Origin of the sequence: Succinimonas amylolytica DSM 2873 (assembly GCF_000378405.1) — a bacterium.
In the GTDB taxonomy this organism is placed as follows: domain Bacteria; phylum Pseudomonadota; class Gammaproteobacteria; order Enterobacterales; family Succinivibrionaceae; genus Succinimonas; species Succinimonas amylolytica.
Window position 1 is genome coordinate 137,023 of record NZ_KB899636.1, and the last position, 12,991, is coordinate 150,013.

12 protein-coding genes are annotated in these 12,991 nt (G+C 49.3%); 1 reads left to right on the forward strand and 11 read right to left on the reverse strand.

Annotation, left to right across the window (positions count from 1 at the left end; genetic code table 11):
• Positions 1 to 183: 183 nt before the first annotated feature.
• The 11 genes from nqrF to xseB form a co-directional block, all read right to left on the reverse strand.
• Positions 184 to 1,410 carry an NADH:ubiquinone reductase (Na(+)-transporting) subunit F gene (gene nqrF, locus F557_RS0100650; protein ID WP_019000338.1) on the reverse strand — a complete coding sequence of 409 codons (1,227 nt, stop codon included), beginning with the start codon at positions 1,408 to 1,410 and terminating at the stop codon, positions 184 to 186.
• Positions 1,411 to 1,419: 9 nt separating this feature from the next.
• Positions 1,420 to 2,016, reverse strand: a complete 597-nt coding sequence (gene nqrE, locus F557_RS0100655; RefSeq protein ID WP_026297656.1) for an NADH:ubiquinone reductase (Na(+)-transporting) subunit E — start codon at positions 2,014 to 2,016, stop codon at positions 1,420 to 1,422.
• A complete protein-coding gene (locus F557_RS0100660; RefSeq protein WP_425425330.1) occupies positions 2,016 to 2,663 on the reverse strand; it encodes an NADH:ubiquinone reductase (Na(+)-transporting) subunit D in 648 nt (215 codons plus the stop codon). The genes nqrE and F557_RS0100660 overlap by 1 nt, the downstream gene beginning before the upstream one ends.
• An 11-nt stretch (positions 2,664 to 2,674) precedes the next feature.
• On the reverse strand, positions 2,675 to 3,484 hold the full coding sequence (locus F557_RS0100665; protein WP_026297657.1) for a Na(+)-translocating NADH-quinone reductase subunit C: 810 nt from the start codon (positions 3,482 to 3,484) through the stop codon (positions 2,675 to 2,677).
• A gap of 3 nt (positions 3,485 to 3,487) precedes the next feature.
• Entirely contained in the window at positions 3,488 to 4,744 is a 1,257-nt protein-coding gene (locus F557_RS0100670; protein ID WP_019000342.1) for an NADH:ubiquinone reductase (Na(+)-transporting) subunit B, read from the reverse strand.
• 2 nt (positions 4,745 to 4,746) lie between these two features.
• On the reverse strand, positions 4,747 to 6,093 hold the full coding sequence (locus tag F557_RS0100675) for a Na(+)-translocating NADH-quinone reductase subunit A (RefSeq protein WP_019000343.1): 1,347 nt from the start codon (positions 6,091 to 6,093) through the stop codon (positions 4,747 to 4,749).
• Between the two features lie 255 nt (positions 6,094 to 6,348).
• Positions 6,349 to 7,704 (reverse strand): AmpG family muropeptide MFS transporter, encoded by a 1,356-nt coding sequence (locus F557_RS0100680; protein WP_019000344.1) that lies wholly within the window; start codon positions 7,702 to 7,704, stop codon positions 6,349 to 6,351.
• A 17-nt stretch (positions 7,705 to 7,721) separates the two neighbouring features.
• Positions 7,722 to 8,210: a YajQ family cyclic di-GMP-binding protein gene (locus F557_RS0100685; protein WP_019000345.1), complete on the reverse strand. Its 489-nt coding sequence runs from the start codon at positions 8,208 to 8,210 to the stop codon at positions 7,722 to 7,724.
• A 137-nt stretch (positions 8,211 to 8,347) separates the two neighbouring features.
• Positions 8,348 to 10,285, reverse strand: coding sequence for a 1-deoxy-D-xylulose-5-phosphate synthase (gene dxs, locus F557_RS0100690; protein WP_019000346.1), 1,938 nt, complete (start codon positions 10,283 to 10,285; stop codon positions 8,348 to 8,350).
• A gap of 4 nt (positions 10,286 to 10,289) precedes the next feature.
• Positions 10,290 to 11,180, reverse strand: coding sequence for a (2E,6E)-farnesyl diphosphate synthase (gene ispA, locus F557_RS0100695; RefSeq protein WP_026297660.1), 891 nt, complete (start codon positions 11,178 to 11,180; stop codon positions 10,290 to 10,292).
• A 61-nt stretch (positions 11,181 to 11,241) separates the two neighbouring features.
• Positions 11,242 to 11,487, reverse strand: a complete 246-nt coding sequence (xseB, locus tag F557_RS0100700; RefSeq protein ID WP_019000348.1) for an exodeoxyribonuclease VII small subunit — start codon at positions 11,485 to 11,487, stop codon at positions 11,242 to 11,244.
• Positions 11,488 to 11,878: 391 nt separating this feature from the next.
• Between xseB and F557_RS0100710 the strand changes: the two genes are divergently transcribed.
• Positions 11,879 to 12,883, forward strand: coding sequence for a ketopantoate reductase family protein (locus F557_RS0100710; RefSeq protein WP_019000350.1), 1,005 nt, complete (start codon positions 11,879 to 11,881; stop codon positions 12,881 to 12,883).
• The last annotated feature ends 108 nt before the right edge of the window (positions 12,884 to 12,991 follow it).

Below are 12,991 nucleotides of genomic sequence, written 5' to 3' on the forward strand. Positions count from 1 at the left end.
GAGCACCATAAAATTACGGCAATAAAAATCGCCCCAAACCCTTGGTACGACTGTGTTGTCGTAATTTTTTTTACTCTTTAGTTGCGGAACACAGGTTTTCCTGATTACTCTCCAAAAATTCTTTCGCCTATAAAAAAAGGGAGCCTTCGCCCCCTTTCTTAATTACTTTATAGATCCCTGGAATTAACCGCCAAAGTTGTCGAAGAGAATATTATCATCCTCAACACCGCACTTATGCAGCATATCCACAGCGGACTTGGTCATCATCGGAGGTCCGCACATGTAGAACTCGCAGTCCTCAGGAGCCTTGTGATCCTTAAGATACTGTTCATACAGCACGTTGGCAATGAAGCCAGTGAGCCCGGTCCAGTTATCTTCAGGAAGCGGATCGCTCAGAGCCAGATGCCAGGTAAAGTTAGGATGCTCCTTGGCCAGCTGGTCAAACTCATCCACATAGAAAGCTTCACGCAGCGAACGGGCACCGTACCAGAAGCTGATCTTGCGCTTGGAATCAAGTCTCTTAAGCTGATCAAAGATATGAGAACGCATCGGAGCCATACCAGCACCACCGCCGATAAACACCATTTCGTTTTCGGTCTCTCTGGCAAAGAATTCGCCGAACGGACCGGAAATGGTCACCTTGTCCCTTGGCTTCAGTGACCAGATGTAGGAGGACATCTGCCCCGGAGGCAGAGTGAGATCCTTCAAAGGCGGAGTGGCGATACGGACATTAAGCATAATGAGTCCCTTTTCACCAGGATAGGATGCCATGGAATAGGCTCTGGTGATGTGATGATCCACCTTGGATACCAGATCCAAAAGATGGAACTTCTCCCAGTCGCCACGGTACTCTTCAGGAATGTCAAAATCCTTGTAGTACACTGTATGGGGCTCAGCCTCAATCTGAATATAGCCGCCCGCACGGAAAGGAACTTCCTCGCCCTCGGGAATAGCCAGACGCAGCTCCTTGATGAAGGTTGCCACATTGTCATTGGACAGCACAGTACACTGCCACTTGCGTACTCCCAGCACTGCAGCAGGAACTTCAATTTCCATATCCTGACGCACACCCACCTGACAGGCAAGACGCCAGCCGTCGCGAATCTCTCTCTTGGAAAGATGGCTGTACTCAATAGGAAGCACATCGCCGCCGCCCTTGGAGACCCGGACCTTGCACTGACCGCAGGCCCCGCCGCCGCCACAGGCCGAGGGAACGAATATGCCCTGACTGGCAAGCGATGTCAGAAGCTTATCGCCGGCAGGAACCTGAATGGCTTTGTCAGCATCGTTATTGATTCCAATAGTAACGTCCCCGGAATTAACCATGATACGCTTGGCAATCAGAATGAAGACCACCAGGATCATGATGATTCCGATAAAAAACGCTACGCCTAAAAGTATAGTTTCCATCGATGCTCCTTACAGCTGAATGCCAGAAAAGGACATGAAGCCAAGCGCCATCAGTCCGGCAGTGATAAATACCAGACCAAGTCCGTTCAGACCCTCCGGAGCGTGAGCATATTTCAGCTTTTCGCGAATGGCGGCCAGAAGAACCACGGCAATGGCCCATGACAGACCAGAACCGACACCGTACACCACGGATTCCGTGAAATTGTATTCACGCTGAACCATAAAGGATACACCACCGAAAATAGCGCAGTTAACCGTGATCAGAGGCAGAAAAATACCCAGGGCCGAGTACAGAGAAGGCACATACTTGTCCAGGAACATTTCAAGAATCTGCACCAGCGCTGCAATAACGCCGATGTAGGTAATGTAACCCAGGAAGGAGAGATCCAGTCCCTGCTGTATGGCATTGGGCTTCAGAACGTAGGTAAAAACAAGGTTGTTGAGCGGAACAGCCAGAGTCTGAACCACCACTACAGCCACACCAAGTCCCATGGCAGTCTTTACCTTTTTGGAAACGGCCAAAAAGGTACACATGCCGAGGAAGAAACTCAATGCAAGGTTTTCAATAAAAACCGACTTTATAAACAAACTTAAGTAATGTTCTATCATGACGCATCCTTACGGCTGGTATCATACTCATGCTTTGAATGAGTCTTAAGCGCCTGGTTGGAAAGCCAGATAAAAAGTCCGATGAGGAAGAATGCACAGGGAGGCATCAGCATCAGACCGTTAGATTCATACCATCCGTCATTCTGAACAAGAGGAAGAACGGTAAGTCCGAAGAAGGTTCCGGATCCGAAGATTTCACGCACAGCGCCAACGGCACAGAGAACCAGAGCATAGCCAACACCGTTACCAAGTCCGTCCATAAAGGAAAGAACCGGCGGGAACTTCATGGCAAATGCTTCAGCACGGCCCATAACAATACAGTTGGTTATGATAAGGCCGACATACACGGAAAGCTGCTTTGACAAATCATAGGAAAAGGCTTTAAGAAGCTGATCCACAATGATTACCAGAGAAGCGATTACCGTCATCTGGGCAATAATGCGCACGCTGTTGGGAATCCATTTGCGTATGGAAGAAATGATCAGGTTTGAGAAGGCAGTAACAGCCATTACCGCCAGACCCATCACCAAAGCAGTCTTCATATTGGAAGTAACTGCCAGCGAGGAACAGATACCCAGAATCTGAATCATGATCGGATTTTCATGAAGCAGCGGCCTGGTAAACGCCTCTTTGGCAGAAGGCATTTCGTTCGCCATTATTTAATCCCTCCATTCTTGATTCGCTGAAGATACGGACCGTATCCCATGGAATCAGTCCAGAATTTGACAGAAGAGGTCACTCCGTTAGAGGTCAGGGTAGCACCGGAGAGGGCATCAACCTGATGCTCGCCGCTGGCATTCTTCACTACCGCAAACACCGGAGCGCCGGTAGCATCAAAAAGCTTCTTGCCAACCCACTGCTGGGTAAACTTCGGATTTTCGATTTCACCGCCAAGACCCGGAGTCTCGCCATGACTGTAGTACTTAACGCCCATAATGGTATTGCCATCACCGGCAACAGCAAGATAGCCGTACATGGTGGACCAGAGTCCCTGTCCGTAAAACGGCAGAATAACACTCTTGTAACCGCCTGAGACGGTATTCTTCACCAGATATACCGGCATATACTGCGTCCGGGTTCTGATCTTGGCAACATCCTTGGACTGTTCAATAGTTACTGAATGGTCCGGAAGCTTGGCCTCCGACACAAAATTATAGCCGTCAATAAGAGCCTTGCCATTCTTGTCCTTGCCAACAATTGTGGCTGCCTTGTCATTCGGAACATATTTGCCGTTTTCCAGATTAACAAGACGGGCTTCAATATTCTCAGCGTATGTTTTTGAGATGTCACCGCTGATGGTTATACCCGCAGCTTCCAGAATGCTCAGTTCACGATCATTCTGAATCTGCTTTGCCTGAAGTGGCTTCAAAAGCACCACGGCTATGCAGACCATCAAGGAACACACCAGACAGAGAAGGCCTATAACGATAAAGGTCCTTAATGTAGAATCTTTACTAGCAGCCATTTGTTATACTCCCTTTACTCTGGCAAGCTTGAGACGCCTGTTGATATTGCGCTGCGTAACCAGGTAGTCAAACAGCGGAGCCCAGCAGTTGGCAAAGAGAATTGCCAGCATCACGCCCTCCGGATAAGCCGGATTTACCACCCGCACCAGCACTACCATGGCGCCGATCAGGAAGCCGTAAAGCCACTTGCCGGTTTTGGTGAATGCTGAGGATACAGGATCGGTTGCCATAAAGAAAATACCGAAGGCGAAACCGCCAAGCACCAGATGCCAAATCGGATTCAGCGCAAACATGGCATTGGTGTCAGAACCGATAGCATTAAATATGGAAGCTACAGCAACAACACCCAGAATACCGCTGAACACCACTCTCCAGGACGCAATTCCCATGAAAATCAGGGCCATGCCGCCGACAAGAATTGCCAGAGTAGAGCCCTCGCCGATACATCCCGGAAGGTTTCCGAGGAAAGCGTCAAGCCAGGTAACCCCCGGATTTCCGAGATGTCCCGGAGTAGTTCCGTTGGCAAAAGCATAAAGCGGAGTTGCTCCCGAGAAGCCGTCTACCGGTACCCAAACCTTATCGCCGGTGATTTCACCGGGATAGGCAAAGAACAGGAAGGCTCGGCCGACAAGAGCCGGATTCATGAAATTTCTGCCCGTGCCGCCAAATACTTCCTTTCCTATAAGCACGCCGAAAGAAATGCCAAGAGCGGCCTGCCACAGCGGAATGGTGGGAGGAACAATGAGAGCGAACAGAATAGAAGTGGCAAAAAATCCTTCGTTTACCTCATGACCTCTGATAATGCAGAAGAGCACTTCCCAGAAAGCACCAACCGCAAAGACCACAGCATAAATCGGGAGGAAATACACCGCTCCTATCAGCATCTTGCTGTATATACCGGCTTCACTGGTAAGTGTTCCGCCCAGAAGCTGCACCAGAGCATAATGCCAGTTGGCACTGAAAAGACTGTAGCTCTGATGCGACAGGGCAACACCGTCAGCAATCTGACCGAAAGCGGCAATAGTCTGGGCACCGATGTTATACCAGCCCCAGAACATGCACGGGAAAACAGCCAGGAATACCATAATCATGATACGCTTCAGATCAACATTATCACGTACATGAGTGGTGGTGTTGTGGGTTACCACCCCAGGCGTATAGAAGAAAGTGGAGGTACCTTCATAAAGAGGATAAAGCTTCTCCAGCTTTCCGCCCTTTTCAAACAGCGGAGCAACCTTGTTCAAAAGATTTAAAATCACCTTTACCCCTCCTTCTCAATCTTATCAAGACACTTACGGAGCAAACGGCCATATTCAGTCTTGCCTGGATCCACATAGGTGCAGAGAGCCAAATCCTCTTCCGCCAGCTCTAGACATCCCAGAAGCACAGCCGCATCGGTATCGCCGATTTCAATGGAACGCAAAAGCTGAGTGGCAATAATATCCAGAGGCATCACTCTTTCGTAATTGCCAATCGGAACCATGGCACGCGAGCCTCCGTTTACTGCAGTATTAATGTCATACTGTCTCGGAGGGAAGAAACTGCTCAGATAGGCTCTGGTAATAGAATGCTTCCGGACGCCAGGCATCACCCATCCCAGGAATTCTCTCTTATTGCCTTCCGGAATGGCACTGATCTGAAGATGGAAACGCCCCAGATAGTCATACGGTCCCTTGGCCTCGTTACCGTTCAGAACAGATCCGGCAATAACCCGGAAATTGTCGCCGATAAACTCGTTAGCGCACAGTTCGGAAACGGAGGCCCCGATAATGGTTCTCACCAGACGGGGATAGCGAACGCACGGACCGCCAATGCTGATGATTCTTTCATTAAAAATGTCACCGGTACGGAACAGCCGCCCGATGGCAATTACGTCCTGGTACCCCAGATGCCACATCACGTGGTGCTCGGAAGCCGGATGAATGAAATGAATATGAGTTCCGGGAAGCCCAGCCGGATGCTTGCCGACAAAAACCTCTTCCTTTACCCGGGCCGCAGCACAGACAGGAAGGGAAGCCTCGCCCTTGCAGACATAAACGTTGCCGTCCGTGAGAGTTGTAAGAACCTCCAGACCGTCCTTAAAGTCCTTTTCATGCGAAGAGATCACAATGGTGGGATCGCAGGCCAGCGGGTTGGTATCAATGGCGGTAACAAAAATATGCTCAGGAACAGTGGCAATAGCAGGAGTTTTGTTGTACGGACGCGTACGGAAAGCAGTCCAGAGCCCCGACTCAACAAGCTCGTTCTGAACAACTACCCGGGACAGCGCCGTCAAATCCTGATTAGGATATGCTTCAAATTTCTTGCTGCCTGTAACAGACTGATCCAGTTCGATGACGAGGGACTGAAATACCCTCTTGTCACCACGGTTGATAGCTGACACCCTGCCGGATACCGGAGATGTGTACTTGACGCCAGGATTTTTCTTATCGGTAAAAAGAACCTGACCCTTTTCAACTACATCACCTTCCTCCACCAGCATTGAAGGTCTCAGTCCCGGAAAATCACTTCCAACAAGAGCCACATGCTTTACAGGCTGCCCTACATTGATAGTCATTTCCGGTTTACCGCTGACAGGAATATCTAAGCCTTTCTTGATATTTATCATGGTTTTTCCAGAGATTAAAAATGCATGAGAAAGTAAAAACACCTTTAATTCAAGGCATTACTGAAGATCCCGCAAAGCAGGCACGACAAAATCCACGTGCAGGCCCGCGGTATTAGGGCAAAGTTTAGCATAAAGTGAGAGTTTTTGTTAGAAAGGGATATGTAACCTGAGTAACAATCCTGAAAGATGGTATCCTGCCGGGGAGCTTCATGAAAAAAATACCGAAAAAACAGAATACCTGACAGAAAAAAACAACTACTTCTCACCGTTATAGGGAGCAATGCGAATCAGCATCACCATGCCCGGGATCGCCAGCGCAAAGCAAATGATAAAAAAGTTCTCCCAGCCGGCCCAATTGATGATGTACCCGGTTACGGCAACACAGACAGTCCGCGGAATGGCCGAAAGAGCGGTAAACAGCGCCAGCTGCGTAGCCACGTAAGATCTGTTGGTTTCCCGGCACATATATGCCACAAAACAGGCTGTTCCCAGTCCGGCGCCCAAAGCCTCGGCCCCAACCACCAGGGACAGCAGGGGAACACTGGGAAACACAAATTCGAAGTTTTCGGCTGGATTCGCTCCCCAAAGCCAGCCGCAGCGGTTCATGAGATCCGGAACAAAATCCGGATGCAGCCAGACGTGGGCAATCAGAACATATCCCAGGATAGTGACAATCTGTCCGACTCCGAACAGCCACAAAGCCTTATTTATTCCGATTTTAAGCATCAGAATACCGCCGACAATTCCTCCAAGAACCATGCTCCAGAGGCCTACCACCTTGTTCACCATGCCAATCTGGGTTTTGGTATAGCCCATGTCGATATAAAAAGGCGTGGCCTGGGCCGTAGCCATGCTGTCACCGAATTTATAAAGAAAAATAAAGGCAATAACCCCCAGAGCGCCTAGCCAGCCCTTTCTGCCGACAAATTCTGCAAAGGGCTGTACCACCGATTCCCGCAAAGTACGTGGAAGATGCTCGGTTCGGGGTTCCCGGATAGTCAGGGAGGCGATAATTCCGGGAAGCATAAAGAGAGCTGTAAGAGGAAACACCAGACCCCAGGGAAGGGAGTCACTCAATATAAGTGACAGTCCGCCGGGGATCATGCCTGCAATCCGGTAGGCATTGATAAACATGGAGTTTCCGAGACCAAGTTCCTTGTCTGGGAGGATCTCACGGCGATAGGCATCCAGTGCGACATCCTGGGTAGCAGAGGCCACCGCAATGAGGAATGAGATCGCCAGCACCGTGGTATAGGATTTCACCGGATCAAAAAAACCCAGCAGGGATATCAGTATCAGAAGAACTGTCTGGGTAAGAAGCATCCAGCTCCGGCGCCGGCCTCTTTTTAAAAGATCATACCGGTCAAGAAGAGGAGCCCAGAGAAACTTCCAGACATAAGGGCCTCCGGCCACGGCACTGAAAATACCGATATCCTCAAGATCCACAGCACTGGAGCGCAGCCAGGCGGCAATCAGATTTATAAGAAGGTACAGCGGCAGACCGGAACTGAAGCCCAGAACAACACAGATGAGCATTCTCCGGGAAAATATTCTCCCGATAACAGAAGGCTCCTCATTACTCAGCTTATCAGCACGTGATTTATCAGACATCTGAATCCCGGTGAATATCAGTCTCTGAAGTTAACAAACTGAAAAGGCTGTCCCAGTTCGGCTTTTCTTACTTCAGCAATTACCAGCTGCAGGTCATCCTTTTTCTTTCCGGTAACTCTGATAACCTCATCCATAATCTGGGTAGTGACCTTAAATTTGCCGTCCTTGATCATTTTGACGATTTTCTTGGCCATATCCTTGTCAATGCCGTCCTTAAGCTTCACATCCTGACTCCAGCGCTTTCCGGACTGTTCCGGAGTTTCAAAGGTCAGCGAGGCGGTATCGATATTTCTCTTGGCGGCCTTGTTTCTAAGAATGTCATCCATTTGCTGAATCTGAAAATCACCGTCAGCTTCCAGACGGATTTTCTTGTCCTTCTCCACCAGAGTAAAAGAGGCATCAACATTTCTGAAATCGAAGCGTCCCATGAGTTCGCGATTGGCATTATCCACAGCATTCTGAACCTCATGCATGGGAACTTCCGAAACAATATCAAATGACGGCATAAACATCACTCCCTGAAATACTTAATTTACAAACACATTATTTCTGTTATCCGGCTTCTGCCATTTTTGCCGCAGGAACGGGAGTATATGCTTAACAGTCGCCCTGCACTCCTCCCCCGATTCCCGCAGTTCCAGTCCTAAAATACCTTCTGATAGCTCTTCTTGCCGAGCATAGAATTTTCCAGACTGTCCATAAGCCTCTTGTCCAGCCGTTCGGCCAGATCCGCTACAGAGGCCCCGTCCATCCCATACTGCCGGTAAATGGACTCCGGACTATCCTGTTCCACAAATTCATCAGGAATCCCCAGACAGCGGATCACAGGATTCCGGCCATTTTCGACAATCCAGGAAGCCACTGTTTCTCCGATGCCTCCGGCAATCACGCCGTCCTCCAGAGTAATGATCACCCGGTGCGTGTCCGCCATACTGAGAACCAGTTCCTGATCAAACGGCTTTATAAAACGCATGTTCACAACCGTATAGGGGAGATTCCTTCTGGTAAACTCCGCGTTGACCTCCTGAATCAAAGGCCCCCAGCCAAGAACACAAACCTCTTCGCCATTTCTGAGAACCTCGGCCCGCCCCAGAGGCAGAAGTCCCTTCTCGTCAGAAGAAAATCCCACAGAAATTCCGGAGCCTCTGGGATATCTTACTGCAGCCGGGTGTCCCAGGCTGTAGGCGGTGTTCAGCATCAGCCAGAACTCCCTGAGTGACGATGGTGCCATAAAAGTAATGTTCGGTATGGGCTTGATAAAGCTGATGTCAAACATTCCCTGATGTGTGGGGCCGTCTGCCCCCACGATACCGGCACGATCAATGGCAATAACTATCGGCAGATCCTGAATGGCCACATCATGGATAATCTGATCATAAGCCCGCTGCAGGAAGGTGGAATAGACACAAACCACCGGCCGGAGTCCTCCTGCAGCCAGTCCGCTGGCCAGAAGCACCGCATGCTGCTCTGCTATGGCCACATCAAAATACTGTTCCGGGAACCTGGCAGCAAATTCCGTCATACCGGATCCCTCGCACATGGCCGGGGTCACCGCCCGGAGCGCCTTATCAGACTCCGCCTTCTTAATAAGCCAGGTTCCAAAAACATGGCTGTACCTACTAGAAATCGCCGAATCGCTGTCCTTGGAAAGACCCACCGGCGGATCAAAACGGGGCACACCGTGATATCTGGTAGGGTCATCCTCTGCAGGACGGTAGCCCTTGCCCTTTTTGGTAACCACATGAAGAATCTGCGGCCCTTGGAGATCCTTCATATTTCTGAGCACCGGAATCAATGCAGAGATATCATGACCGTCAATAGGGCCCACGTAATTGAAACCCAGCTCCTCAAACAGAGTACCGGGAACCACCATTCCCTTAAGATGCTCCTGGGCCTTAATGGCAAAATCCTTTACCAGAGGAAGATTTTCCAGAACACTCTTGCCGCTGGACAGAAGCCGGGAATAGGCCGGACTGGAAAGCCACATAGCCAGGTGCTTTGCAATGCTGCCCACACTTTCCGAAATGCTCATTTCGTTATCATTGAGCACCAGGAGCATGTCCGCACCAAGATCGCCCGCATGGTTCATGGCTTCAAAAGCAACACCGCCGGTAAGAGCGCCATCCCCGATAACAGCACACACCTTCTTCCCGTTATTAAGTGCCCGGTTAGCCAGAGCCAGTCCCAGAGCCTCACTGATGGAGGTACTGGCATGACCGGTGGAGAAGGTGTCATAAGGACTTTCCGCACGCCACGGGAAAGGATGAAGCCCGTTTTTCTGCCGGATGCTGAACATCTGATCCCGTCTTCCGGTAAGAATCTTGTGAGGATACGCCTGATGCCCCACATCCCAGATAAGCTGGTCTTCAGGAGTGTTATACACATAATGAAGTGCAATAGTAAGCTCCACAACACCGAGCCCGGAAGCCAGATGACCACTGGTACGGCTCACCGTATTAACAAGAAATTCCCGCAGTTCCTTTGCCAAAAGAGGCAGCTTTTCCTCCGGAAGCTTCCGCAGATCCTCCGGAGAATCAACCTGAGAAAGCAGAGAAGCGTCGTTATTGCCTGAAGCAGCCATTTACTCAGTGATCCCTTTCAACAATGTAGCGGGCAAAAAGCTTCAAAAGGCTGGCATCTCCGGGGACGGCTTCCAGCACCGCCACAGCCCGGTCAGCCAGATCTGAAGCATATTTTTTAGCATTCTCCAGCCCCATCAGTCTGGGATAGGTGCTCTTATTTTCCGCAATATCGGATCCCTGAGGCTTTCCCAGAGTTTCAGTGTCAGAAATAATGTCCAGAACGTCATCCCACACCTGAAAAGCCAGACCGATCGCCCGGGAATATTCCATAAGGGCAGCTCTGACGCTTACGGGAACATCCGGAACACACAGAGTTCCCAGATGCACAGCGCTTTCTATCAGCGCCCCGGTTTTATGACGATGCAGCTTTTCCAGCTCCTCCTGACTGACAAGCCTGCCCTCAGAATCCAAATCAATTTCCTGGCCGCCGCACATCCCCTGGTATCCGGCTCCGCTACTCAGAACAGCCAGCATTTTCACCTGGTTTTTAAGCAGATTTTCGGGCATTTCGGCATGAGCGAGAATTTCATAGGCCTGGGACTGCAGGGCGTCACCAGCAAGAATGGCCTGCGCTTCGCCAAACTTCACATGCACTGTAGGATGCCCCCGCCGGAGTTCGTCATTATCCATGGCCGGCAGATCGTCGTGAATAAGGGAATAAGCATGAATGCATTCTATAGCGGCAGCCGGAGCATCGGCAACCTTAAGATCGCCGCCCAATAGCTCTGCTGTGGTATAAACCAGAAAGGGACGCACACGCTTTCCGCCCAGGAGAACACCATAAGTCATAGCCTCACGCAATACCGGCGATACCTCAGGCAGATTCTTCATATAGTCGCTGAGAAAGCTGTTAACGCGGCTCTGACATGAAGACAGAGCATCCTTTAGTATCATCATTATTTCTCTTACCCTTACACTCTTATTCTTTGGTCATATTTTTCTTATTGTCATTCAATCAGTTTTCCGGACCGTAATCAGATGCCGGCGCCTCGGTAAGCGAGGCATTTACATCCTGTCTGGAAAGCTGTTCAACACGGCCCTCGGCATTTTTAAGAATGCTGTGGCACTTTCTGATCAGGGCGGTGCCCTCTTCAAATGAAGCAAGCTGCTTATCCAGCGGTAGCTTTTTGCTTTCCATCTCGGTTACAATGCTTTCGATCTGCGTCAAAAGCTCTTCAAAGCTTTTTTCTCCATTGTCCATAGTACATATTCCTGTAGGTTCAAACAGCAAGGTGCGTCTGAAGCCGGATCATGTTCATCAAAAATCTTGAGAGAGCACAATGAGGAGAGTGCCATACTCTTCACGAATAGGAGATTATATCACGATGGCGTATGATATCTGAAATTAGCTTGTTAAGACTCGGGATCATGAACAGGACCGTGCACAAAACAACCTTTAAGACTCTGGCTCTGGCAAATAAGACACCGACAGGATTTGGAGCTGGGAAGTCAGAAAACCAGCTTAGCCCAAACAAAATGGATGACGGAAACACTGGCTAAAGCTGAGACAACTTGCAGGGAACGAAATGGAATCATCACAAGAAAGGAACCTCGGACTAAAATCTGGAACCCTAAAATAAGAGGAACCGTTTATGAAGGTTGGAATCATCGGGGCCGGAAGCATCGGACAGCTGCTATTTCATGACCTCAGGCTTTCAGATGACGTTAATCCGGTATTTATCGATACCAGACTGCCCGCAGACGCTCTGGGAACTTCATTTATTTTTGAATGCTGCAGGGAAGCAGATCCTTCTGAAAAATCTTATGAAACCACTTTAGAAAAGCATGATGAAAAAAAAGCAGTGAGAGAAGCATATCAGGGCATGGTATTTCCGGGTGAAAAAGCCGCAGATCAGGATCTCATCATAATTTCAGTTAAAGCCAATCAGTGCGGTAAGGTCTTGCAGAGCTTGAAAGGATATCTTCCTGAACATATTCCTTTAGTTCTTCTCATGAACGGCATGGGCATCTGGGAGGAAGCCCGGACAATACTGCCTAATCCCTTCTGGACAGGGGTTACCAGCCGAGGAGCGGTTCACGAGGGCCGGATTGTATATCCCCGAGGTAACGGAACTACCTATATCGGTTCTCCGGAGCACCAAAAACCGGTACAGGAAATAGAGTTATTAGCAAGAAGCATAGGAGCCATCATATCTCTCCGCATAGAAGAAGAGCAGCTTCAAAAACTGCTGGTGAATGCCTGCATCAATCCTATCACCGCTCTCCATCAATGCAAAAATCGGGAAATTGCCGCTGCTTACATAAATGAGGCCCGTGAAATTTTTTTGGAAATCTACCCGGTACTTAAGACTCTAGGGGTTACTGTTTCCGCTGACAGTGCCTTTGATTTTGTTCTTACAGTTGCAGAAAAAACCGGAGAAAACTACTCCTCCATGGCAGTTGATTTCAAAAAACAGCGCCCCTCTGAACTTGACTACATTCTGGGATATATCCTGAAAACTGGTGAGAGGCTCCATAAGTCCCTTCCCGTAACAAAAAACCTCTATACTATTCTGAAAAAACAGGAGGACTCCTTCCAACCTCCTCCCATAACAAGCCCAAAATTCCTCAAAGAAACCTCAAAATCAAAAAACTGATGAACAAAGCGAGCATCCGATATCAGCATGTGAGAGTTTCTCAATCTTTTGTCTTTCCCTGTCTTTTGTCACATTACAGATACCGGAAATGCTACTAGGGAATTCATA

What these genes read in the sequence shown, in the direction of transcription:
- nqrF (WP_019000338.1), bottom strand. Translation starts at nt 1,410, where the DNA reads ATGGAAACTATACTTTTAGGCGTAGCGTTTTTTATCGGAATCATCATG.
- F557_RS0100660 (WP_425425330.1), bottom strand. Translation starts at nt 2,663, where the DNA reads ATGCCTTCTGCCAAAGAGGCGTTTACCAGGCCGCTGCTTCATGAAAAT.
- F557_RS0100665 (WP_026297657.1), bottom strand. Translation starts at nt 3,484, where the DNA reads ATGGCTGCTAGTAAAGATTCTACATTAAGGACCTTTATCGTTATAGGC.
- F557_RS0100675 (WP_019000343.1), bottom strand. Translation starts at nt 6,093, where the DNA reads ATGATAAATATCAAGAAAGGCTTAGATATTCCTGTCAGCGGTAAACCG.
- F557_RS0100680 (WP_019000344.1), bottom strand. Translation starts at nt 7,704, where the DNA reads ATGTCTGATAAATCACGTGCTGATAAGCTGAGTAATGAGGAGCCTTCT.
- F557_RS0100685 (WP_019000345.1), bottom strand. Translation starts at nt 8,210, where the DNA reads ATGCCGTCATTTGATATTGTTTCGGAAGTTCCCATGCATGAGGTTCAG.
- dxs (WP_019000346.1), bottom strand. Translation starts at nt 10,285, where the DNA reads ATGGCTGCTTCAGGCAATAACGACGCTTCTCTGCTTTCTCAGGTTGAT.
- ispA (WP_026297660.1), bottom strand. Translation starts at nt 11,180, where the DNA reads ATGATACTAAAGGATGCTCTGTCTTCATGTCAGAGCCGCGTTAACAGC.
- xseB (WP_019000348.1), bottom strand. Translation starts at nt 11,487, where the DNA reads ATGGACAATGGAGAAAAAAGCTTTGAAGAGCTTTTGACGCAGATCGAA.
- F557_RS0100710 (WP_019000350.1), top strand. Translation starts at nt 11,879, where the DNA reads ATGAAGGTTGGAATCATCGGGGCCGGAAGCATCGGACAGCTGCTATTT.